General features: G+C 70.6%; 2 protein-coding genes. Both read right to left on the bottom strand.

Annotation, left to right across the window (positions count from 1 at the left end; genetic code table 11):
• Positions 1–41: 41 nt before the first annotated feature.
• Complete coding sequence (locus AC1DWT_RS15845; protein WP_206014024.1) at positions 42–1,064, bottom strand: alpha/beta hydrolase; 1,023 nt, start codon at positions 1,062–1,064, stop codon at positions 42–44.
• Positions 1,061–26,725 (bottom strand): non-ribosomal peptide synthase/polyketide synthase, encoded by a 25,665-nt coding sequence (locus tag AC1DWT_RS15840; RefSeq protein ID WP_477921305.1) that lies wholly within the window; start codon positions 26,723–26,725, stop codon positions 1,061–1,063. The genes AC1DWT_RS15845 and AC1DWT_RS15840 overlap by 4 nt, the downstream gene beginning before the upstream one ends.
• Positions 26,726–26,947: the final 222 nt, after the last annotated feature.

Here is a 26,947-nt window from a genome sequence, read left to right as displayed (position 1 = left end):
CCGCCGATACTCCGCTCGACGACGAGGACATACGGCTGGTGTCAGGTGAGTTCGAGGGCCCGGGCGAGGACGGGCCACGATTCGTGCAGGGCGTCCTGCCAGTAGCCCCACGAATGTGTGCCGGTGTCCCGGAAGTTCACGGTCGCGGGGATGCCGAGGGTGTCGAGCCGGTCGACCAGCCGGTGCGTGCAGTAGTTCGTCGCCGCCTCGATGACGCCGCCGATCACGATCTGGTCCGGGAGCGGGGGCGCCGCGGCGGGGCGGACGGCGTCGAGGGCCTCGTACGGTCCGGGCAGTCCGCTGGCGTTGGAGATGTACAGCTCGAGCCCGCGGAGTTTGTCCGCGTTGACGTAGGGGTCGTGTGCGGTCCAGGCCGGGTCGTCGGTGGGGCCCCACATGTTCTCGGTGTTGCCGCCGCCCACCACCTCGACCACGAGCCGGACCAGGTTCTGCCCGATCGGGTCGCTCGTCATCGCACAACCGCTGTACGACGCGACACCCCGGTACAGGCCCGGTGCCTGGACCGCGAGGTCGATCACCGAGCCGGCCGACATCGACAGTCCGCCGATCGCGTTCACCCTGTTGGCGCCGAGCGCGGTGTCCAGCACCGGCGGCAGTTCCTCGGTGAGGAACGTCTGCCACTGGTTGCGCCCGAGGACGGGGTCGTCGTTCCGCCAGTCGGTGTAATAGCTGATGTAGCCGCCGACGGGGATCACGACGTTCGCGTTCTTGTCGGCGAAGAAGTCGACGATGTCGGTCTGCCGAATCCAGTTGGCGCCGTCCTCACCGGCTCCGGCCCCGTTCAGCAGATACAGCGTGGGACGCGGAACGCTGGTGTCGGCGGGGCGCAGCACCTGCAGTTCCACGACCTCGTTCATCGACGGCGAGTACACGAAGACGTTCCAGCGCCGATCGTCGATCTTCTCGATCCGGTCGAGGCTGCCGGACGCGCTCGGCGCCACCACCGCACCGCCGTCGGCGGGCTCGGCCATCGCTACCGGGCCGGGCAGGCCCAGGAGCAACGCTGCGGCCACGGTGGCCACGCCCGCGGTGAACAGTCTCATCGGTCGATCTCCATTCTCGAAACGTGATTCGCGCCGTCGGTGAGGTAGTCGGCGAGCAGCGGGCCGATCACCCGGACCGCGGCCGGTTCGGTGATCTGCCAATGATTCGACTGAACCGGGTGATTCGTGATCCGCCCGTTCACCCAGGGACGCCAGGTGCCGACCGCTCGCCGCAGCGTCGGGTCGTCGTGCGCCGCCGTGAAGAACAGCACGTCCCCGTCGAACAATCCCGGCCGGTAGTCGCGCATGAGGCCCGCGTTGTGGTGCGCGGCCGCGGTCAGGCGGCGCACGTGCTCGGGGCTCAGGGCCGACAGCACTGAGGCCGTGTCCTCGCCCTCCCCGGGTGCCGGCTGTTCGGTGATCTCCTGCGACTGCTGCGTTTCCGCGAAGCTGTCGAGCATCACCAGTGAGCCGACCGCGTGTCCGGACTGCTGCAGTTGCACCGCCATCGCGTGGGCGATGACGCCGCCGATCGACCAGCCGGCCAGATCGTAGGGACCGTCCGGCTGGATCCTCCGCACCTCGGCGAGGTACCGGGCGGCGAGTTCCTCGATCGAGCCGGGCAGCACCTCCCCGGCGACGGCCGGGGTCTGGATGCCGAAGACGGGCCGGTCGTTGTCGATGTGCTCGGCGAATCCCGTGTAGCACCAAGACAGTCCGCTGATCGGGTGAATCCAGAACATCGGCGTACCCGCGCCGTCGGCCCGGATCGGGAAGACCACGTCGAGGGCGGTGTCAGCGGTGTCGCCGTCGGCCGCGTCCATGCGCGCGGCGATCGCGGCCGGTGTCGGTTCGGTCATCAGCCACTGCAGCGACACGGTCACGTCGCTGCTTGCCCGCAGACGGCTCATCGCCCGCATCGCGGACAGCGACGTGCCACCGAGGTCGAAGAAGTTGTCGTCGGCGCCGACCCGGTCGACCCCGAGGACCGCGGCGAAGACCGTCGCGATCGCGCTCTCGTGCCCCTCGGCAGGCCGACGGTATTCGGCGGCAACGAAATCGGGGCGGGGCAGCGCATCCACGTCGAGCTTCCCGGTGGGCGTGAGCGGGACGGAATCGATGCACACCACCGCCGACGGCACCATGTGCGTCGGGAGGAACTCGGACACGAACGCTCGAATCCGCGCGGGATCCGGGGCGGATCCCGCGGCAGGCACCACATACGACACGAGCACCGTGTCGCCGGACGGGCCGCGGCGGCCGAGCGTGATCGCGTAGTCGACGTCGGGGTGTTCCAGTACGGCGGCATCGATTTCGCCGAGTTCGATGCGATAGCCCCGGACCTTGACCTGGTGATCCGAGCGGCCGAAGTACTCCAATTCTCCCGCCGCGGTCCAGCGGACGACGTCGCCGGTGCGATACATGCGGTCGCCGGGTGCGCCGTTGGGGTTGGCGACGAACCGTTCGGCGGTGAGGCCGTACCGGGCGTGATAGCCGCGGGCCAGTGCCGGTCCCGCGACGTACAGTTCGCCGGAAACCCCGGAGGGGACGGGACGCAGCCGCGCGTCGAGGACCATGACCTCGAATCCACGCACCGGGTGCCCGATGGTGATCGGCTGCCCGGCTGCGAGGTCGCCGACGGTGGAGATGTCGGTGGCCTCGGTGGGTCCGTAGCCGTTGAGCATGGTTCGTCCGGGTTGCCAGCGGGCCACCAGTTCGGGGGTGCATGCTTCGCCACCGACGCCGAGTACCCGCAGCTCCTCCAACCCCGCAGGGTCGATCGACGACAGCATGGCCGGGGTGATCAGCGCGTGCGTCACGTGCTCGCCGCGGACGAAGGCCGCCAGTTCCTCCCCGCCGATCACGCTCGGTGGGGTGATCACCAGAGTCGCTGCGGCGGAGAGGGCGGACATCATCTCGCCCACCGCCATGTCGAAGCTGGGCGACGTGTTGTGCAGGAACCGGGACGACGGGTCGACGCGGTAGTGCTCGCGACGTTCGGTCGCGAGGTTCGCCAGCCCGCCGTGGGTGACCACGACACCCTTGGGTCGCCCGGTGGAGCCCGACGTGTAGATCATGTACGCCGGATTCTCGACGCGCACGGGCCGCGCGCGTTCCGCATCGGTCACCGGGGTGGCCGGCGCGGCTTCGAGTGCGCCCGCGAGTTCGTCGAGGACGAGCCAGGACACGCTGTCCGGCAAGGCGTCCTGCTCCCCGGCGACGGTGATGCCGAGGTGGGCGCCGGAGTCGAACAGCATGTGGTCGATGCGGTCCATCGGGTAGGTGGGATCGACCGGGAGGTACGCGGCGCCGGTCTTGGCCACCGCCCACACCGACAGCACCGATTCCACCGACCGCGACAACGCGACCGCGACAAACGTTTCGGGTCCCACGCCCTGCGCGAGCAGAAGCCGGGCCAGACGGTTCGACCAGGCGTCCGCGTCGCGGTACGTCCAGTCACGACCCTGCCAGGACAGCGCGATCCCGTCCGGCGCGGAAGTCGTGGCGGCGTCGATGATCCCGGCGAGTGTGGCCGGCGCTGCGGTCGGCAGACCACGGACTGGGGCGAGGGCAGTGCGTTCCTCGGGGTCGAGGATCTCGATCCCGCCGATCGGTGCGGCGGGGTCGGCGACCAGCGCGGTGAGCACCTTCAGCAGCCGTGCGCGGAGCGCGGTCACGTACGTCGCGTCGAACACGTCGGTGCGATACCTCAGCGTGAACCGCAACCCGTTCTCGGCGAACACCGTGAGGGTGAGCGGGTAGTGGGTGGCTTCCTCGCCGGACACCCCGAGGACGGTCATGCCGTCGATCGACGTCACCTCGGCCAGCGCCGCGGTGTCCACGGGATACGACTCGAACACCGTCAGAGTGTCGAACAGCGCACCGCTGCCGGTGGTCTGCTGCACGTCGCTCAGGCCGAGATAGTGGTGATCGAGCAGGGTCGCCTGTTCCCGCTGCACCCGGATCAGGAGGCCGGCCGCCGACTCGTCCGGGTCGACCCGCACCCGCACGGGCAGGGTGTTGATGAACAGGCCGACCATCGACTCGACGCCCTCGAGCTCCGCCGGCCGCCCCGACACCGTCGCCCCGAACACGACGTCGTCGCGGCCGAGCATGCGGGACAGCAGGATTCCCCACGCGGCCTGCACCAGCGTGTTGAGGGTGACACCGAGTTCCGCGCCGAGCGCGGTCAGCTGCGCGGAGAGGCCGGGTCCGGCGTCCGCGTCCACCGCGGCCACCTCTGCGGGTCCGGGTAGTCCGGGACCGTCGGAGGCGACGAGCGTCGGCTGCTCGACGCCGGTCAGCGCCTCGGCCCACACCTGCCGGGACGCGGCGCGGTCGCGCGACGCCAGCCACGACAGGAACGCGCGGTACGACGGCACCCGCGGCAACACGGACGCGTCACCCCGGGTGGCGTACAGGACCAGGAGTTCCTTCAGCAGCAGCGGCATGGACCAGCCGTCGACGAGGATGTGATGCAGGGTGACGGCGAGCGCGTGGTGCCCGTCGCCGTCGTCGATCAGCGTGAACCGCAGGAGCGGGGGCGACGCGAGGTCGAATCGGCGTTCGCGGTCGGCGGCGAGCGCCTCGTCCCGCGCAGCCAACCGGGCGGCCTCGTCCATAGCCCCGAGATCGATGGTGCGCCACGGAATCTGCACGCGGTCGAGGACCACCTGGACGAGCTCGCCGGTGCTCGCGCCGACGAACGCGGTGCGCAGGTTCGGGTGCCGGTCGAGCAGCGCGGAGATCGCCGCACGCATCCGGTCGGCGTCCACGACGCCGCCGAGTTCGAGCACCGTCTGCGTCGTGTAGACGTCCACCGTGTCCCGCGCGAGCTGTGCGTGGAACGCGAGCCCGTGCTGCAACGGCGACAGCGACCAGACGTCGGACAGCGCCTCGAACTGCTCTTCCCACAGTTCCAGGTCGCGCTGCCCCACCAGGACGAGGGGTACGTCCGACGGGGTGAGCCCGCCCGCGGTCCCGCTGTCCACGTGCGCGGCGACCGCGGTGAGCGCGCGCGTCCACAGGTCGGCCAGTTCCCGGACGTCCGTATCCGAGAGCAGTTCCCGGGGATACGAGAACGTGGCGGTCAGCCGGGATTCACCGTCCACGCCGGTGACGATCGCATTGACGTCGAGAACGGCGGCGGCGGGCATGTCGTCGTTGCCGGCGCCCCGGAGGTCGTCGATGTCCGTGGCGGGGGTCCAGCCCAGGTGCGCGAACTCCTCCGGGATGTCGGCCTCGGAGACCCGGCCCAGGTAGTTGAAGCTGATCTGAGGGGTCGGGAGTTGCTGCAGCGCGGCGGCGGTCTCGGAGTTGAGATGGCGCAGCAGCCCGTAGCCCAGTCCGCGGGCGGGCACCGCGAGCAGGTCCTCCTTGACGGCCTTGACGGCACGGGAGGTGTCGGCCGTCCCCGCCAGGGCGGCGTCGACGTCGATGCCGCCGAGGTCGAGACGGACCGGATACACGCTGGTGAACCACCCGACCGTGCGGGAGAGATCGGCGCCGGGCGCCGCCTGCTCCTCGCGTCCGTGGCCCTCGAGTTGCAGGAGCAGCGACGGCTCCTCGATGCCCCGGCGTCGTCGCCAGGCGCTCACGGCCAGGGCGAACGCGGCGATCAGCCCGTCGCCCACACCGCCGCGGAAGGCAGCCGGAACGGAGGTCACGAGTGATCGCGTCACGGACGCGTCGAGTTCGACGCGCACGTGATCGACCGTCGCCAGGACGTCGAGGGCCGGATCGAACGGCCGGGTTCCGAGCGTCGGATCGGGACCGTCGAGAATCCGCTGCCAGAGAGGCAGTTCCGCAACACGTTCCGTGCTGCGTGCATCCTCGGTGAGGGCGTGCGCCCATCGCCGCATCGACGTGCCGACCGGCGGGAGCGTCGCGGCCCCACCGGACGAGATCTGCGCCCAGGCGGCGATCAGATCCGGAATCAGGATGCGCCAGGACACGCCGTCGACCACGAGATGATGGGCGGCGACGATCAGACGGCCACTGCGTCCCGGTGTGCCCACCGGATCGAGCCAGACGCACTGCAACATGATGCCGGCCCGCGGATTCAGGCGGCCCAGCGCCGAATCCAGTTCCCGGCGTGCCGGTTCCGTCGGATCGACACGCGGATCCCAGTCGATCCGGTGCACGAGGGAGGCGACGTCGACGGYGCCTGCCGGTGCCACTTCGAGCGCGTCGCCGCCGACGAGACGGGCACGCAGCATGTCGTGGTGATCGATCACGGCGGACAGGGTCGCGAGCAGACCCACCCGGTCGATGCCCACCGGCAATTCCAGCGCGACCGACTGCGAGTAGCGGTCGAGGGTGCCCCCGCGCTCGGTGACCAGACGCATCACCGGGGTGAGCGGAAGCGGGCCGACACCCCCACCCGGAAGTTCCTCGAGCACGCCGGGTTCGGTGTCGTTGGCCCGCGCCGCGACCAGTGCGAGAGCGGCAACGGTCTTGTGCTCGAACACGTCCCGGGGCGAGATGATCAGCCCGTGCGCCTTCGCCCTCGACGCCAGCTGGATCGACGCGATGCTGTCGCCGCCCAGGCCGAAGAACGAATCGTCGACGCCGACCGTCGGGACGCCGAGGAGTTCGGCGAACACGGCCGCCAGGACCTTCTCGGTGTCGGTGACCGGCGCCCGGAACCGTGCGGACGCGGTGACGAACACGGGCTCCGGCAGCGCCGCGCGGTCGAGCTTCCCGTTCACCGTCACCGGCAGCGCCTCGATCACCACGTAGGCGTCCGGGATCATCGGCGCCGGCAGAGCATCCTCGAGGTGGCGGCGGATCGTATCCGTGTCGACTGCGTGACCGGCTGCGGGCACGAGGTAGGCGGCGAGACGCTGACCCGACGGGGTGTCGTGGACGACGACCGCCGCCTGGCCGACCGTGTCGTGCCGGGACGCCGCCGACTCGATCTCCCCCAGCTCGATCCGGTTGCCGCGGATCTTCACCTGGCTGTCGCCGCGGCCGAAGTACTCGAGTCCGTGTGTTCCGGTCCAGCGGACGACGTCGCCGGTGCGGTACATGCGGTCGCCGGGTGCGCCGTAGGGGTTGGCGACGAACCGTTCGGCGGTGAGGCCGTGCCGGGCGTGGTAGCCGCGGGCCAGTGCCGGTCCCGCGACGTACAGCTCGCCGGGCACGCCTGCGGGGACGGGGTGCAGCCGGGTGTCGAGGACCATGATCTCGAAGCCGCGCACCGGGTGCCCGATCGTGACGGGTGCACCGGATACGAGGTCGCCGACCGTGGAGATGTCGGTGGCCTCGGTGGGCCCGTAGCCGTTGAGCATGGTGCGTCCGGGTTGCCAACGGGCCACCAGTTCGGGGGTGCACGCTTCGCCACCGACACCGAGCACCCGCAACTGCGGGTGCCCGTCGGGATCCATCGTGGCCAGCACCGCCGGGGTGATCAGAGCATGGGTGACCCGCTGACGATCCAGGAGGCCGGACAGTTCGTCGCCGCCCACGATCTCGGTCGGTGTGATCACCAGCGTGGCGCCGGCGCTCAGTGCCGACACCATCTCGCCGACGGCCATGTCGAAGCTCGGCGACGCCTTGTGCAGGAACCGGGACGACTGTTCGATACGGTAGTGCTCGCGGCGTTCGGCGGCGAGGTTCGCGATGCCGCCGTGGGTGACGACGACGCCCTTGGGCAGACCCGTCGAGCCCGACGTGTAGATCATGTACGCCGGATTCTCGACGCGGGCCGGGCGGATCCGGTCCCTGTCGGTGATCGGTTCGGAGCTCGCGGACTCGTGCCGGGCGGTCACGTCGGCGGTGTCGAGGGTCAGCCAGACAACGGTGTCCGGCAACGCGGCCCGCTCACCGGACAGCGTGACACCGAGGGTGGCGCCCGAGTCGGTGAGGATGTGCGCGATGCGATCCGCCGGGTACGTCGGATCCACCGGCACGTACGCGGCACCGGTCTTGGCGACCGCCCACACGGACAGCACCGATTCGAGCGAACGCGGGAGGGCAAGGGCCACGAACGTTTCCGGGCCCACACCGTGCGCGAGCAGCACCCAGGCCAGCCGCGTGGACCACTCGTCCGCCTCGCGGTACGTGTACTCCCGGCCGTTCCAGCTCAGCGCGGACGACTCCGGATCGGTCCGGACGGCGGCGTCGATCAGGCCGACGAGGGTGGCCGGGGGCGCCGACGGCACACCTCGAACGGGGACCGCGGCCCACTCGGCCGGATCGAGGAGGTCGATGTCGCCGACGACCGCGCCAGGGTCGGACACGGCGGCGTCGAGGACACGGACGAACCGCCGGGCGAAGTCCTCCGCGGTCGTGCGGTCGAAGAGGTCGGTGGCGAAGCGCAACGCGCCCGACAATCCGGCCGGCGACTCGCCCTCGGAAACGACCAACGCGAGGTCGAACTGGGCGGTGTCCGCCTCGAACGGAACGGGTTCCACGGTCACACCCGGCAATTCGAATCGCGTGACGCCGCGATGCTCGAATGACAGCGCCACCTGGAACAGCGGTGTGTGGGCCTGCGTGCGGGCGGGGGCCAGGACGTCGACGAGCCGCTCGAACGGGATGTCCGCGTGCCCGTACGCGCCGAGGTCGGTGTCCCGCGCCCGTGTCAGGAGTTCGGTGAAGCTCTCGTGCGCCGCGACGTGCGTGCGCAGGACGAGGGTGTTGACGAACATCCCGACCAGGTCGTCCAGGTGCTGCTCGCCGCGACCCCCGACCGGGGTGCCGACGGCGATGTCGGACGTCGACGACAGCCGCGACAGCACGATCGCCAGCGCCGCGTGCAGCACCATGAACACGGTGGCGCCGTGATCGCGGGCCGTCTGCTCGAGTGCCACGGTGGTCGCCGCCGGAATGTCGAAGCGCACAGTGTCGCCGCGCTGCGTCGGCACGGCCGGGCGGGGACGATCGGTGGGCAGCTCCAGCAGGTCCGGGAGCCCGGACAGCGTTTCGGTCCAGTACCGGATCTGCTGTGCGGACAACGATTCCGGGTCGGTCTCGGAGCCGAGTGCCGCATGCTGCCAGATCGCGAAATCGGCGTACTGCATCGGCAGCGGTGACCAGTCCGGCGCCCGGCCCGCACTTCGGGCGGTGTAGGCGACCATGACGTCGCGGGCGAGCGGGCCCATGGACACGGCGTCGCCGCTGATGTGGTGCACGACGATCACGAGCACGTATTCATCGACGGCGGTGCGCAGAAGCCTTCCCCGGATGGGGATTCCCGCGGTCACGTCGAAGCCGCCGTGCAGGGTGCGGCGAACCTCGTCCGGAAGTTCGTCGGCGGTCACGTCGACCGGGGTGAGATCGAGGTCGACCCGGTCTGCGGGCAGGATCACCTGCACGGGGCCGTCCCCGTCGTCGGGGAACACGGTACGCAGCGACTCGTGACGCTCCAGCACGTCGTGGACGGCGGTGTCGAGGGCCGCGACGTTCAGGATTCCGGTCAGCCGGATGGCGAGCGGAAGGTTGTAGGCGGCCGACTCGGGATCGAAGCGGTTGAGGAACCACATCCGGTTCTGTGCCGGCGACAGCGGGATTCGCTCGGGACGCGGGGCCGCCTCGAGTGCCGTCCCGCCACCCGTGCCGGCGAGCCCGGCGACGCGGGCGGCGAGTGCTTCGACGGTGGGGTTTTCGAAGAGTTCGCGGACGGGGATGCGGGTGTCGAGGGCGCGGCCGAGTCGGGCTGCGACCTGGGTGGCGATGAGGGAGTTGCCGCCGAGGGCGAAGAAGTCGTCGTCGAGGCCGATGCGGTCGAGGTGGAGGACGTCGGCGAAGGTGTGAGCGACGGAGGTCTCGGCGGGGGTGGTCGGGGCCCGGAAGGTGCGGGTCTGGAATGTTGGTGTGGGTAGGGCTTTTCGGGCGAGTTTGCCGGAGGTGCCGAGGGGGAAGCTGTCGAGGACGAGGATAGTTTCGGGCAGCATGTAGGTCGGCAGTGTGTGCGCGATGTGGGTGCGCATTTCCTCGGTGTCGAGGTTCGTGCCGGTGGTGGGGACGACGTAGGCGGCGAGGTGGTCGCCGGTGGGGGTGGGGACGACGAGGACCGCGGCCTGCGACACGCCGGTGTGGGTGAGGAGGGCGGTTTCGATTTCGCCGAGTTCGATGCGTTGGCCGCGGAATTTGACCTGGAAGTCGGTGCGTCCGGTGTAATCCAACTCGCCGGTGGTGGTCCAGCGGACGAGGTCGCCGGTGCGGTACATCCGTTCGCCGGGTGCGCCGTGGGGGTCGGCGACGAAGCGGTCGGCGGTGAGGTCGACGCGGCCGTGGTAGCCGCGGGCGAGCTGGACGCCGGCGAGGTAGAGCTCGCCGGGGACTCCGGCGGGGACGGGGTGCAGCCGGGAGTCGAGGACGTAGACGCGGCTGTTCCATTCGGGGGTACCGATGGTGACGGCGCCGCCCTCGGGGGTGTCGGTGACGTCGGCGTAGGTGATGGAGACGGCGGCTTCGGTGGGCCCGTAGAGATTGTGGACCCGGGCGGTGGAGATGTCGGTGAAGTCGTGGACGGTGGCGGCGGGCAGGGCCTCCCCGATCACGAACACGTCTTGCAGGGACGTGATCTGCTGTGGATCCACGGACCCCGCGAACACGGAGAGCATGGACGGGACGAAGTCGGTTGCGGTGACGCCGTATCGGTCGATCAGCTCGGCGAGGTACTGCGGGTCGCGGTGCCCGTCCGGGGTCGCGACCACGAGGGTGGCACCGACCCGGAGCGGCAGGAAGAAGCCCCACAGCGACACGTCGAACGTCGTCGCCGTCTTCTGTAGGTACACGTCGCCGGCGCCCAGCGGATACTGGTTCGCCATCCACGCGATCTGGTTCACGATGGCGCGGTGGGTGACTGCGACGCCCTTCGGTTTGCCGGTGGAACCGGACGTGAAGATCACGTACGCCACACCGTCCGGGTGCACCGTCGAATTCGTCAGCGGCGCCGAGGAAACGCCGTCGACATCGAGGGTGTCGAGAAGGAGGACGGGCCTGTCGCTCGTGAAGGCGTCCCGGGTGGTGGTCAGGACGCAGGTCGGGTCGGCGGCGTCGAGGATGTAGCCGATGCGGTCGGTGGGGTGGTCCGGGTCGACGGGCACGTAGCCGCCGCCGGCGGTCAGGACGGCGTACATGCCGACGACCAGGTCGAGGGAGCGGCGCATGGCCAGGGCCACCAGCGATTCCGGTCCGACACCCTCGGAGATCAGGACCCGCGCGACCTGGTTGACCCGGTTCGCGAACTCCCGGTAGGTCAGCGATTCGCCCTCGAAGACGATCGCCGTTGCGTCCGGGGTCCGGCGAACCTGATCTGCGAAGGTGTCGAGCAGCAGGGCCTCGGGCAGCGGATGGACCGTCCGGTTGCGAATGTCGACCAGCTCGTCGTACTCACCCGAATCGAGCAACGACACATCACCGACCGTTGCGGATGGGTCGGCGGCCACGGCCCGCAGGATGCGCGTGAACTGTTCGGCGAACGTGGCGACGGTCGAGGCGTCGAACAGGTCGGTGGAGTAGGTGAACGACGCGTGGATACCGCCCTCGGCCTGCTCGGTGAGCGTCAGATGCAGATCGAACTCGGCGGTCTGCAGCTCTGCCGGGACGGTCGAGACCACGAGTCCCGGCAGGTCGAACGTGGCGGGGGCGAGATTGTGGAAGGACAGGGCCACCTGGAACAGCGGGTGCCGCCCCTGGGAGCGAACCGGATCGAGTACTTCCACCAGCCGCTCGAACGGCACGTCGGCATGCGAGAACGCACCGAGGTCGGTCTCGCGGGTGCGCTCCACCAGTTCCTCGAACGTGGCCGCCGGGTCGATCTGGGTCCGCAGGACCAGGGTGTTGACGAACATGCCCACGAGGTCGTCGAGGGCCTGCTCGCCGCGACCGGCGACTGGAGTCCCGACCGCGATGTCCGCCGTGTTCGACAACCGGCTCAGGAACAGTGCGTATGCGGCGTGCACGGTCATGAACAGGCTGGCGTCGCGGGCGGCCGCGAGTTCGCGCAGCAACCCGTGGGTGTGGGCGTCGACGGTGAACGTCAGTTCCCTGCCGCGGTGCGACTGCCGACGCGGGCGCGGCCGGTCGGTGGGCAGGGTGAGCTCGTCCGGAAGATCGGCGAGAGTGCGCGCCCAGTAGTCGGTCTGGCGAGACGCGAGCGACGTGGGGTCGTGCTCGTTGCCGAGCAGTTCGCGGTGCCAGAGGCTGTAGTCGCCGTACTGGACCGGGAGCGGCGACCACGCGGGCACGTCCTGCTGCGCGCGTGCGGTGTACGCGAGCATCACGTCGCGGGCCAGCGGCGCGAGCGAGAATCCGTCGGCGGCGATGTGATGGACCACCACGACGAGAACGTGCTCGTTCTCGGAGACCGCGAACAGACCGGCGCGCAGGGGCGATTCGGCGGTGAGGTCGAATCCCGTGGCCGCGAACTCCAGGGCCCGCTGCAACGCTTCGCTCTCGCTCACGTCGAGCACGGTCAGGCTGGGGAGCGCCGATTCGGTGGCGAGCAGGACCTGGTGCGGACCGGTGGGTGAGTCGGGGTAGATCGTGCGCAGCGCCTCGTGCCGTTCGAGGACGTCGCCGAGAGCTGTCCGCAGCGCGGAGACGTCGAGCGTTCCGGTCAGGCGGAGGGCGAGCGGCAGGTTGTCGACGGCGGAGGCCGGGTCGAACCGGTTGAGGAACCACACCCGCGCCTGCGCCGGGGACAGCGGAATTCGATCGGGTCTCGGACGTGCCTCGAGGACCGGACGGTCGGACTGTCCGGCGGCGTCCACGGCGGCGGCCAGTGCCGCGACGGTGGGTGCGTCGAACAGCGACCGCACGGACAGGGACGTGCCCGTGGCCGCGCGCAGGCGGGCGATCACCTGTGTGGCGGACAGGGAGTTGCCGCCGATCTCGAAGAAGCTGTCGTCGGCGCCCACCCGCTCGACATCGAGAACATCCGTGAACACCTGCGCGACCAGTAGTTCGGACGCGGTCGACGGCGCCCGGAACTCCGTCCGCGCCGCGAACGTCGGGGCGGGCAGCGCCGGGCGGTCGATCTTGCCGGCCGGGGTGAGTGGAATGGCGTCGAGCACGGTGACGGTCGCCGGCACGAGCGCGCGGGGCAGGACTTCGACCGCCGCCGCCAGGATGCCGGAGACGTCGGGGCTGGTGCCCGGCGCGGGCACGACGTAGCCGACGAGTTGATCGCCGAGCCGAGGGTGGTGGTGGACGGACGCTGCCGCGGCGACCACATCGGGATGCCGGGACAGCGCGGCCTCGACCTCGCCGAGTTCGAGGCGCAGGCCCCGCAGTTTCACCTGGGAGTCGGCGCGGCCCACATACGTGAGCTGCCCGTCGGTGCGCAGCCGCACCAGGTCGCCGGTCCGGTACATCCGGGATCCTTGGGATCCAAAGGGATTGGCGACGAACCGTTCCGACGTCAGGCCGAGCCGGGCGTGGTAGCCGCGGGCGAGGCCGGGGCCGGACAGATACAGCTCACCCGTGACACCGCGCGGCACGGGCCGCAGCCGGGAGTCGAGGACGAGTGCCTGTGTGCCGTCGAGCGGGCTGCCGATGGTGATGTCGTCGACCGGGGTGAGCGGTTCACCGATGGTGACGACGATGGTGGTCTCGGTCGGTCCGTAGCTGTTGAAGAAGCGACGACCCGGGGCGAACTGTTCGACCAGTTGCGGCGGGCACACCTCGCCCCCGACGACGACGGTGCGCAGGTCGTCGAGTTCACGGGCGTCGACGGTGCTCAGTGCCGCCGGGGCGGTGAGCACGTGGGTGATGCGCTGGTCGCGGAGCAGGGCGGTGAGGTCTTCGCCGCCGACCACGGACGGCGGTGCGATCACGAGGGTGGCCCCGGCGCTGAACGCCTGGATCATCTCGAACACGGAGGCGTCGAAACTCGCCGATGACAACCGGAGCACGCGGGACTGCGCCGTGGTGCCCAGTTCCGGGCGCGCCTCCGCCGTGAACGCACTCAGCCCCGTGTGGGTGACCGTGACGCCCTTCGGTGTTCCGGTGGAGCCGGACGTGTAGATCAGGTACGCCGGGTGTGCCAGGCGCAGCGGCGTCGTGCGGTCGCGGTCGGTGACCGGCGCGGCCGACGCGACGAGTGCGGAGTCGTCCAGCAACAGCCACTCGGCGCCGGTGGGCAGCACCGCCGCGGTGGCGGTGTCGGTCAACCCCAGCGTCGCACCCGAGTCGGCGAGCATGTGCTCGATGCGTTCGCGCGGGTAGCTCGGATCGACGGGCACGAACGCGGCGCCCGTCTTGGCCACGGCCCACACGGCGAGTGCGGCCCGCGCCGTCCGCGGAAGTGCCAGCGCCACCACCGTTTCCGGCCCGACGCCGTGCGAGATGAGCACGCGCGCCCACTGGTTCGACTGCGCGTCGAGGTCGGCGTAGGAGAGTTCGCCCTCCTCCGAGACGAGTGCGATCCCGCCGTGTTCGGCTCCGCGAGCGAAGATGTCCGGCAACGCCCGCGCGGCCACGGCGGAGGGTGCGGGCAGCACGGTCAGTGTGGCGCGTTCGGCGGCGTCCAGCAGGTCCAGGTCGCCGACCGCGCGCCCAGGTTCGGTGATCGCGACCCGCAGGATCCGCTCGAAGCGGACGGAGAACGAGTCGATCGTGGCGCGGTCGAAGAGATCGGTGGCGAAGATCCACGACGCCGCCATCCCCGTGCCGTCGGGACGGAGGGTCAACTGCAGATCGAACTTCGCGGGCACCACACCGAGATCCATGGCGGACACGGACAACCCGGGCAGGGCGAGCTGGTCTACGGTCTGGTCCTCGAGCGACAGCGCCACCTGGAAGATCGGCGAATACGCCTGCGAGCGAGCCGGTTGCAGCAGATCGATCAGCCGCTCGAACGGCAGGTCGGCGTTGTCGTACGCCGCGAGATCGGTCTCCCGGACATGTCCCAGCACCTCGGCGAACGAGTGCGCCGGATCGATGTGGGTGCGCAGCGCGAGTGTCCCCACGAACATGCCCACCAGATCGTCGAGCGCCTGCTCGCCGCGGCCCGCGACGGGAGTGCCCACCACCACGTCCGTGGTGGCGGCGAGGCGCGCGAGGAGGGTGGCGAGGGCCGCGTGCGCCACCATGAACAGGGTGGCGCCGTGGCTGCGTCCGAATGCGGTGGCCTGCTCGACGAGTGCGCTGTCGAGGCGGAACGTCGCGACCTCCCCGCGCAGCGACGCCACGGCCGGGCGTCGCCGGTCGGTGGGAAGTTCGAGCAGCTCCGGGGCACCGCGCAACTGCTGACGCCAGTACGCGGCCTGACGCGCTGCGACACTGCGGTCATCCGTCTCGTCGCCGAGAAGCTGCCGCTGCCACACGCTGTAGTCGGCGTACTGGACCGCGAGCGGTGACCATTCCGGTTCCCGGTGCCCGGCGCGTGCGGTGTACGCCAGCATCAGGTCGCGGGCGAGCGGCCCCATCGACGCACCGTCCGCGCTGATGTGGTGCACCACCACGACGAGGACGTGTTCGTCCGGTGACAGTCGGAATATGCTGCTGCGCAACGGGACCGCCGTCGTCACGTCGAATCCGGTCGACAGCTCGGCGGTCAGCAGTGCGAACAGCTGGTCTTCGTCCTCGGCCAGGCGCGGTTCGAGATCCACGACGAGGTCGCCCAGGGGAACGATCCGCTGGTACGGACCGTCGGCCGACTCGGGGTACACGGTCCGCAGCGCCTCGTGGCGCTCCAGGACGTCCCGCAGTGCCGCATCGAGGGCGGCGGTGTCCAGGTCGCCGGACAGGCGCAGCACGAGCGGGATGCTGTAGGCCACCGACTCGGGGTCGTAGCGGTTGAGGATCCACATCCGGGACTGCGCCGCGGACAGCGGAATACGATCCGGCCGTGCGATGCCGGCGAGCACCGGGCGGTCCCCGCGCTCGGCCGTGTCGATCACCGCGGCGAGGGCGGCGACGCCGGGCGCCTCGAAGATCACCCGCACTGCCAGCGACGTGCCCGCCGACTCGTTGACCCGGCCGATCACCCGGGTGGCACTCAGCGAGTTGCCGCCGAGGTCGAAGAAATCGTCTTCGGCTCCCACCATCTCGGCACCGAGCACGTCGGTGTAGGCGGCCGCGATCAGCCGTTCGGTGTCGGTGCGCGGGGCCACGTACGCGCGAACCGCGAAGACGGGTTCCGGCAGGGCCGTGCGATCCACCTTGCCTGCCGGGGTCAGCGGAACCCGGTCGAGCACCATCACGGTGGACGGCACCATGTAGCCGGGCAGGAGGCCGGCGGCGTGCGCCGTCACCTCGACCGGGTCGACAGCAGATCCGCCGGCGGGCAGTACGTAGGTCACCAGTGCCGTCGCGTCGTTTCGGACGGCTACCGCGGTGGTGACCGCGAATTCGACGCTCGGGTGCGCCGCGACCGCGGCATCGATCTCGCCGAGTTCGATGCGGAAGCCGCGGATCTTCACCTGGAAATCGGCGCGGCCGAGGTACTCCAGTTCACCGTTCGGGGTGTATCGCACCAGATCGCCGGTGCGGTACAGGCGCCCGGGGGCGTACGGGTTCGCCACGAAACGCTCGGCGGTGAGCGCGGGACGGTCGTGGTAGCCGCGGGCCAGCGCGGGCCCCGCCAGACAGAGTTCACCCACGACACCGTCGGGAACGGGGTGCAACCGCGAATCCAGTACCAGCGCAGTGGTTCCCCGGATCGGGGCGCCGATCCGCACCGGGTCGCCCGCCGTCATCGGACCCGACAGGGTTGCCATGATCGTCGACTCGGTGGGCCCGTACGCGTTGAACATCCGGCGGCCGGGTGCCCACTTCTCCACCAGAGACGCATCGCAGGCGTCGCCGCCCACCACGACGGTTCCGAGTTCCGGCAGCAAGTTCGGGTCGAGGGTGGCGAGCGCGGCGGGAGTGACGAAGGCGTGGGTCACCCGCCGGTCGCGGATCCGGGATGCGAGGTCCTCCCCGCCGTACACAGCGGTCGGCACGATCACGAGCGTCGCGCCTGCGGCGAACGCCATCAGCAGTTCGAGAATCGACGCGTCGAAACTCGGTGATGCGAAATGCAGCGTCCGGCTGAGCGGGTCGAGTGCGTATCGCTCCACCTGCTCGGCTGCGAAACTGTCGAGGCCGGCGTGGGTGATGCTGACGCCCTTGGGGATTCCGGTCGAACCCGACGTGTAGATGAGGTAGGCGGGGTGTTCGGCACGCAACGGCAGCGTCCGGTCGGCGTCGGTGATCGGATCGGCCGACGCGCCCGCACCCAGTTCCGGGTCGTCCACGACGAGCCAGTCGGTGGTTCCGGGCAGGGTCGCCGCGGCGTGAGAGTCGGTCAGGCCCAGCGCCGCGCGGGAGTCGGTCAGCATGTGCTCGATGCGATCCGTGGGGTAGTCCGGGTCGACGGGCACGAACGCGGCACCGGTCTTGGCCACCGCCCACACCGCGGACACGGACAGCGCGGAGCGGGTGAGCGCCACCGCGACCACCGTTTCTGGGCCCGCGCCCCGCGCAAGAAGAACCCGGGCGAGGCGATTCGAGCGGGCATCGAGTTCCGCGTAGGACAGTTCCCCGTCCTCGGTGACCAGCGCCGTGCCGCCCACAGCGGCACCGTCGGCGAGAATCTCTGGAAGCGTGCGACTTCCGGGGTTCCGGATGTCGGTGCGGGTGACGAGAGCGGCGCGTTCGGTGTCGTCGAGAAGGTCGATGTCACCGACCGCGAGGGCGGGTTCCGACACCGCGGCGGCGAGAATCCGGACGAGCCTGCGCCCGAACGCCTCGACGGTCGCGCGGTCGAACAGGTCGGTTGCGAACGTCCACCTGCCCCGGGCGCCGGACCCGTCCGCGTTCTCCGTCACCGACAGTTGCAGGTCGAACTTGGCGACGGCCTCGTCGAGCGGAAGAGCCGCGACGGTCAGTCCGGGGAGGTCGATGCTCGGCGGCGCGACGTCGTCGATCGACAGCACCACCTGGAACAGCGGGTGATGGGCGGTCGAGCGGGCCGGGCTCGCGATCTCCACCAGCCGCTCGAACGGGATGTCGGCGTGCGCGTAGGCGGCGAGGTCGGTGTCGCGGGTCTGCTCGACAAGCGCGCCGAACGTCAGCGCCGGGTCGACCTGTGTGCGCAAGACCAGGGTGTTGACGAACATGCCGACCACGTCGTCGAGTTCGGCCTCCCCGCGGCCGCTGACCGGCGTGCCGACGGCGAGGTCGGTGCTACCGGACAGCCGGGACAGCAACACGGACAGGGCGGTGTGCAGCACCATGAACGGGGTCGCCCGCACGGATCGGGCGAGTGCGGTGACCGCGCCGTACGTCTCGGGGTCGAGGGCGAAGTCGACGGTGTCACCGCGGTGCGACGCGACGTGCGGTCGCGGACGGTCGGTGGGGAGTTCGATCCGTTCCGGCAACCCGGCGAGGGTGTTCGTCCAATAGTCGATCTGTCGGGCGGCGAGCGATCCGGCGTCGCCCTCGTCGCCGAGGACGTCGAGCTTCCACAGGGCGTAGTCGGAATATTGCATGGGCAGCGGTGGCTGCTCGGGTGCGGTGCCCGCCGCGCGGGCGACATACGCGGACATGACGTCCCGGGCCAGGGGTCCCATCGACCAGCCGTCGGCGCTGATGTGGTGGGTCACCAGAACCAGCACGTGCTCGTCCGGCGTGACGCGGAGCAGGGCCACGCGCAGCGGAACGTTCGCCGTCACGTCGAAGCCACGGGTCACGAGGTCTTCGACGGCGAACGGAAGTTCCTGCTCCGTGGTCGGGGCCGGCGCCAGGTCAGCGGTGGTCCTGTCGAGCACCACCTGGTGCGGTCCGTCGGCGGAATCGGGGTAGACGGTGCGCAGGACCTCGTGACGCGCGATGACGTCGCCGACGGCCGCGCCGAGCGCGTCGACGTCGAGCTCTCCGGTGAGCCGCAGCGCGGCGGCGATGTTGTAGGCGCCGGACGTCGTGTCGAAACGGTTGAGGAACCACATCCGGTACTGCGCCGGAGACAACGGCAGCCGCGACGGGCGCCTGCCGGCGACGAGGGCGGGACGGGTGTGCCCGGGATCCGCGGTCGACGCCGCCGCGAGAGCGCGGACGGTGGGAGCATCGAACAACTCCCGAACACCGAGCGCGGAACCCAGTTCGGCGTTGATCCGGGCGACCGCCCGGGTGGCGGTCAACGAGTTGCCGCCGAGGTCGAAGTAGTTGTCGGTGGCGCCGACGTCCGTGACGCCGAGGACGTCGGCGAAGATCCGGGCGACGGCGATCTCCGCGGCCGTCGCCGGCGGTTCGAATGTGGCGGTCGCGAGTGCGGGCTCGGGCAGTGCCCGGCGATCGAGTTTGCCGTTGGGACCCAGGGGCAGCGCGTCGAGGAGGACGAACGCCGACGGCACCATGTAGGAGGGCAACTCCGCAGCCGCGTGAGCGGACAGCCGCTCGGGGTCCGCGGTGCTTCCGGACCGGAGAGCGACGTAGCCGATGAGCCGTTCGGCAGAACCTTCCCCGCGCACCAGGACGGCCGCCTGCGCCACGTCGGGATGGTTCAGGAGTACGGCCTCGATCTCGCCGAGTTCGAGTCGCTGTCCACGCAGCTTCACCTGGAAGTCGGTGCGGCCCAAATACTCCAGCTCCCCGCCGTCGGTCCAGCGCACCAGGTCGCCGGTCCGGTACAGGCGGGCACCGCCTGCGGAGAACGGATCGGCCACGAACCGGTCGGATGTCAGGTCGGGGCGGCCCACGTACCCGCGGGCGAGTTGGGTGCCGGCCAGATACAGTTCGCCGGGAGCACCGACGGGCACCGGGCGGAGCCGGGAGTCGAGTACGTACACCCGGGTGTTCCACACCGGCGCACCGATCGGCACCGGACCGGTCGCGGACGGATCGGTGCGGTGGAACGTCACGTCCACCGCGGCCTCGGTCGGCCCGTACAGGTTGTGCAACGCGGCACCGAACTGGCGGTGGAAGCGCGTGACGGTGGTCCGCGGGAGCGCCTCACCGCTGGCGAAGACCTGCCGCACGCTCGTGCAGAGCGCGGTGTCGGCGTGTTCGAGGAACACGTCGAGCATGGAGGGGACGAAGTGCAGCGTCGTGACACCCTCGTCGTGGATCAGCCGGGACAGGTAGTGCGGGTCCCGGTGCCCGTCGTGCTCGGCGATCACGGTGCGGGCACCGGTCAGCAACGGCCAGAACAATTCCCACACGGACACGTCGAACGTGGCCGGGGTCTTGTGGAGCACCACGTCGTGCGCTTCGAGGGGGTAGCTGTCCTGCATCCACAGCAGCCGGTTGACGATCGCGGCGTGCGACACTGCCACACCCTTCGGGCGTCCCGTCGAACCCGACGTATAGATCACGTACGCGGGGTGGCCGGGGCGCAGCGGCGCGAGACGCTCCGCGTCGGACAGCGGTGTCGTCGCGACGGTGGACAGGTCGAGCCGGTCCACCCGCACCGTGCGCAGGCCGTCGGGGACGACCCCGGTGTCGGCCGCGGTCGCGAGCACCAGCGCAGGGCGGGCGCTGCCGAGTACGTGGGCGATGCGCGCCTGCGGATGCCCGGGGTCGACGGGCAGGTAGGCCCCGCCCGCGCGAACGACGGCGTGGAGGGCGACGAGCTGGTCGAGCGACCGGCGCAGCGTGACGGCCACGATGGATTCGGGGCCCACTCCCTGCGAGATCAGATGGCGGGCCAGGGCGTTCGCGCGGGCATTGAATTCGGCGTACGACAGCGAATCCTGCTCGAACGTCACCGCCGCCGCGTCGGGTGTGCGGAGCGCGGCGGCGCCCAGGAGATCGACGAGGGTGACGGCGTCGATCGAGCGTTCGGTCGCGTTCCACGCGTGCAGGGTAAGGGCACGTTCGGCGTCCCCGAGCAGATCGACGGCGCCGACCGGGGTGTGCGGCCGGGTCATCGCCGTGAGCACCCGCGCGAATCGATCCGAGACCCGGTGGGCGTCGTCCGCGCCGAATGTGTCGGCCGAGTACTCCAGCGTGAGACGCAGTTCCGGCTCCAGCACCGTGACGAGCGCGAGGGGGTAGTGCGTGGCGTCGGTGACGTCGATTCCGCGGATCCGCAGTCCGTCGATGTCGGTGTCGGGGTCCAGGGCCGAGCGGTCGACGGGGTACGACTCGAACACGGTGAGCGTGTCGAACACGCTGCCCGGACCGGCGACCGACTGGATCTCGGTGAGACCGACGTGGTGCCGGTCGAGGAGCCGCACCTGCTCGACCTGCAGCCGGCGCAGGAGGGACGACACGGGTTCGTCCGGATCGAGGCGCAGACGGACGGGAACGGTGTTGATGAACAACCCGAGCGTCTCCTCGACGCCGGGGAGGTCGGCCGGACGTCCGGAGACGGTGGCGCCGAACACCACGTCGTCACGGGACAGCAATCCGCCCAGCAGGATTCCCCACGCTGCCTGAATCACCGTGTTGACGGTCACGCCGTGCTCGCGGGCGATGCGGACTAGCTGTTCGGCCACCTCAGCAGTGACCGGGATGTCGACGTCCCGGGGAGTCGACCCCTGGCCCGTGTGCTGCGGGGCGAGGACGGTCGGTTCGGTGGCTCCCTCGAGGGCGGCGGCCCAGTCGTCGAGCGCGCCGGCGCGGTCCTGTCCGGCGAGCCACGACAGATACCGGCGGTAGGGGCGCGCGGGTGCCGCGATCGGCGCGTCCGACGCGTACAGCAGCAGGAAGTCCTTGACGAACAGCGGCATCGACCAGCCGTCGAACAGGATGTGGTGGTTGGTGATCACCAGCGTCGACCGGTCGCCGGAATGTGCCAGCACGAATCGCAGGAGCGGTGGTGCCGCCATGTCGAACCGCGTCGCGCGCTCGGCGGCGACGAGTTCGTCCAATCCGCCGGACCCCTGCACGTGGATCTCGCGCCACGGCACGGTCACCGAATCGAGGACCAACTGGGCTGGGACGCCGTCGGTGTCGTAGACGAACGCGGTCCGCAGCGCCGCGTGCCGATCCAGCAGGCGCTGCGCCGCGCGGTGCAACCGGCTCGCGTCGACGTCGCCACCGAGGTCCAGCACGATCTGCGCGGTGTACACGTCCACCGCGCCGGCCGAGAGCCCGGCGTGGAACAGCAGACCCGCCTGCAGCGGCGACAGCGACCAGATGTCGTCGAGCGGGCCGTAACTGTTCTCCCACAGCTCGATCCGCTCCTGGTCCACGGACACCAGCGGAACGTCGGACGGGGTCAGTCCGGCGGGCCCCGCACCCCGCACGTACGAAGCCAGCGCCTCGAGCGCCGTCCGCCACAGTTCCGCCAACCGCTCGACGTCGGACGCGGTGAGCACCCCGGACGGGAAGTCGAACGTAGCGGACAGCCGGCCGTCGTCGCCGACCGACGCATTGATGTCGAGGACGAAGGCGGTCGACAGTCCGGCGCCGCTGAACGCGTTGACGTCGATCCGGGTGGCGTCGGGAATCCACCCGTTCTCGCGCACCGCGTCCGGGAGGTCGCCCGCGCCGACGCGTCCGAGGTAGTTGAAGCTGACCTGCGGCGAGGGCAGGGAGTTCAGGATCTCGGCACTGTCGTCGCGGAGGTGGCGTAGAAGCCCGAAACCGGTGCCGTTCCCGGGAATACGACGCAGCTGCTCCTTGACCGTCTTCACGGCCCGCCCGCCGGCAGGCCCGCCGGCCAGTGCATCCGCGATATCGAGCGCGCCCAGTGCGATCCGGGCCGGGTAGGCGGTGGTGAACCAGCCGACGGTGCGCGACAGGTCGGCGCCGGGCACGAGGGTCTCGTCGCGGCCGTGGCCCTCGAGGGACAGCAGTAGCGTGCGGTCGCCGCCCCACGCGGCGAACGCGAGACCGAGTGCCGTCACGAGGCCGTCGGTCACGCTCCCGCGGAACGCGGTCGGCAGGGTCGTGAGGAGGTCGGCGGTGGCGTCGGGTCCGATCTCGGCGGACACCCGGCCGGTGGTCGCGCCGGTGTCGACGGCGGGATCGAGCGGACGGGAACCGAGTGCCGGAACCGGGCCGTCGAGAATGGACCGCCAGACGTCGAGTTCGTCGAGCACCGAGTCGGTTTCGGCCGCCTCGACGAGGGCATGGGCCCAACGGCGGGCCGACGTCGCGACGGGCGGAAGTTCGGGGGCACGGTCGGCGGCCACCTGCGCCCAGGCCGTCGCAAAGTCCGGCACGAGGATCCGCCACGACACGCCGTCGACCACTAGGTGATGGGCCACCACCAGGAGTACGCCGCGCGCATCGACGGGGTCGATCCACACCAACTGCAGCATCACACCCGCGGCCGTGTCGAGACGGTCTGCCGCGGCCCGGCACTCGGCGTCGAGTACCGCGTCGAACCGTGCGTTGCCCGGAACGCAATCGGTACGTACGTATGTGACGGCGCTGTCGGCGCTCACGGATCCGGCCGGCTCGACCATCAGTTCCCGGCCGTCCGCCGAGAGGTGGGAGCGCAACGCGTCGTGGTGGTCGAGGATCGCGGCGACGGTCCGGTGCAGCCGCGGCAGGTCGACGTCGGCAGGCGCCGTCAGCGTCACGGCCTGATAGAAGGCATCGAGGTTGGTACGGTTGCCGCGGCTGCGACCGAGGACATCGCGGCCGATCGGCGTGAGGGGCRGGACGCCTACTCCCCCGCCGGGCAGCTCGGGCAGACGCGACTTCTGCGCCGCCGCGAGGTCGACCGCGACCTCGGCGAGGCCGGCAACGGTCTTGCGTTCGAACACGTCCCGCGGGGTGAACACCACACCGGCGGCCTTGGCCCGCGACACCAGCTGGATCGCGACGATGCTGTCGCCGCCGAGCGCGAAGAAGGAATCGTCGACGCCCACGGCCTCGACGTGCAGCACCTCGGCCACCGCGTCGGCGACGATCTGCTCGATCGGCGTCGACGGTGCGCGGAACGGCGTTGCGGTGATGTCGAATTCGGGTGCGGGCAGTGCGTTGCGGTCCACCTTGCCCGCCGGTGTCAGCGGAATGGTGTCGAGCGGCACCGTCAGCGACGGCACCATGTGCGCCGGGAGGAATTCACCGGCGAACGCGGCCAGCGCGGCGGGATCGAAACGGTGATCCGGCCGGATTCGCACGTACGACACCAGCACCGGCGTGCCACCGTCACGTTCGTGCACGGCGGACACGGCGAAGTCCACCGACTCGTGTGCCGACAGCACCGCGTCGATCTCGCCGAGTTCGATGCGCAGTCCCCGCAGTTGCACCTGGAAGTCGCTGCGCCCCACGTACTCGAGCACGGGACTGTCGCCGCGGCTCCATCGCACGAGGTCGCCGGTGCGGTACAGGCGGTCGCCCGTGGCCGCGGGGAACGGGTCGGCGACGAAACGGGACGCCGTCAGACCCGATCGGCCGTGATACCCCTCGGCGAGTCCGGGGCCGCCGAGATACAGCTCTCCCGTCACTCCGCGCGGCACCGGCCGCAGCCAGCGGTCCAGGACGAGTGCGCGTGCACCCTGCATCGGACCGCCGATGGTGATCGCCGCGGGGTCGGTCTGCGGACCCGTCATGGTGATGACGATCGTCGACTCGGTGGGGCCGTAGCTGTTGTACAGGCGGCAGCGGCCGCCGAAACGCTCGACGAGATCCGGCGGGCACACGTCGCCGCCGACGACCACGGCCTCGAGCGAGTCGAGACCGGTGGCGTCCACGGTGCCCAGAACCGCGGGCGCACTGATGATGTGGGTGACCTGCTGCGCTCGGAGCAGTGCCGCGAGGTCGTCGCCGCCGTAGACGTCGGCAGGTGCGATCACCATCGCCGCGCCCGCACTGAACGCCTGCACCATCTCGAACACGGACGCGTCGAAGCTCGACGAGGAGAAGCGCAGCACCCGCGAGTGGCGGGTCACACCAAGTTCGGGCCGGGCCGACGCGGCGAACGTGGCCAGTCCGGTGTGCGTGACCACCACACCCTTCGGCGTACCCGTGGAGCCGGACGTGTAGATCATGTACGCCGGATGCTGCGGCATCAGCTTTGCCGGACGGTCGGCGTCCGTCACCGGCGCGACCGCCATGTGCGCGCACGCCGATGCCAGGGCGGGGTCGTCGAGGGCGAGCCAGTCGACGTCGGTTCCCGCGAGCACGTCGCGGTGCGCCGTCGCCGTCAGCCCCAGGGTCACCCCGGAATCGGACAGCATGTGCGCGATGCGCTCGGCCGGGTAGGCCGGGTCGACGGGGACGAAGGCGGCGCCCGACTTCGCCGCGGCCCACACCGCCACCACGGAGTCGACGGACCGGGTGAACGACACGGCCACGAAGTGGCCCGGGCCCACCCCGCGGTCCAGCAGCAGCCGTGCGAGCGCGGTGCTGCGCTCGTCGAGTTCGCGGTAGCCGATCGTGCTGTCGCCGAGGATCAGCGCCGTGCCGTCCGGGTTCGCGCGGACACCCGCCGCGAACAGGTCGGCCAGCAGTGCCGGGCCGGGTGCCTGCGGGCCGGCCGCGGGCACGAGTTGGGCGTGCTCGTGCGCGGTCAGCACGTCCAGGGCGGCGACCTTTGCGCCCGGGTCCGCGTCGGCGTCGGCGAACCGGGCCAGCAGGTCGAGGAAGCGCGCGTGGTGTTCGGCGAGCTCCCCGTCGCCGTACAGGGCCGGGTTCGCCTCGAAATCGATGCGCGACGAACTCCCCGCGACACTCGGGTAGAGGTTGACGGAGAGGTCCTCGACGGGTCCCGTCGACAGCACGTGGAACTGCCCGGTGAGCTCGCCGAGGGTGATCTCGGAGTGGAAGTTCATGATGTTGATCGCGAGCCCGAAGAAGCCCCGCTGATCCCGGGCGGCGCCGGCGTCGCGCCGGATGTCCTCGCTGCGGTACCGCTGGTGCCGGAGCGCGCCGGTGAGTTCGAGCTGGACGGCGGAGACCAGCGCGGCGACCGTCGTGTCCGGGGTGATCGACACCCGCAGCGGCACCACGTTGGACACCATGCCGCCCGACCGGCGCAGCACCGCGTTGGTGCGGGCCGACACGGGCAGGCTGAGAACGACGTCGTCGGAACCCGTCATCCGGGCGACGAACGCGGCGGTCGCCGCCACGGCGACGGCGGCGAAGGCGGAGTCGAGACGCTCGACGGCCCCGTCCACCGCCCGGGCGATGCCGGTGGGCACCGGCCCGCCGTGCCATCGCGACCGGGCCTGCGCCGGTGCACTGCGGCCCGCGAGCCCGGTCGGCGCGGGAAGGTCCCGGGAGCGGGTGGCCCAGTAGTCGCGGTCGGAGAGGAACCGGGACGAACCGCGGTACACGTCCTCGGCGGCCGAGACGTCCCGGAGGTCGCCTGCCACCGACACCGCGGGTTCCACGCCCCGGACCTCGGCGGTGTACAGCTCGGCGGCGCGGTTCATGAACTTCATCGCGCCGTACCCGTCGAGCGCGATGTGGTGGATGCGGCAGTACCAGAGGTGGTGGTGCTCGCCGATCTGCAGCGTGGCGCCGCGGATCAGCCGGTCCGAGAGCAGGTCGAGCGGGGCGGTGTAGTCGGCGCGCATCCAGCGCAGGGCGGCGGCGTGGGGGTCCGGCTCGGTCCGGAAGTCGTGATGCTCCACCCCGTCGTCGAGGGTGAAGTCGACCGTCTGGAGCGGCTCGCCGTCGACCTCGACGATGCGGAGCATGCCGCTGCCGATCTCGCGGGCAGCGGCCTGACCTGCACGTCGCAGGGCGTCGACATTCAGTTCGCCCTCGATGTCGACGTATTGCGCGATCGTGATCGGCACGTCGCCCATGAGGTGCTGGGCGAACCAGATCCCGCGCTGAGCGGCGGTCAGTGCGAAGGGGCGCGCAGCGTCGTCGCTGCCACTGGTCTCGGTGCGGGCGGGGCTACCAGCCGCGAATTCTGCCGGTTCCAAGGGTCGTTCTCTTATCTGCTGGGAGCAGCGGGTGACGACTCGTGCTCCGGGGACCGACTACGGAAAAGCTCTAGTTAGGTTTGGGTAACCTATGGATTTGACTAGGGAAGAGTCGCATAACCTACCGCGATGGTCAAATTTTCGGACAAAACAGACCGGGGGGATCGTTTCCCGTTCGCGTGTCCCGGCAACCCTCGTCATTGACCGGAACTGGGACGCCGC

This window comes from Rhodococcus sp. P4_B6 (assembly GCF_056402215.1).
This window is presented reverse-complemented; position numbering and strand designations above follow the sequence as displayed.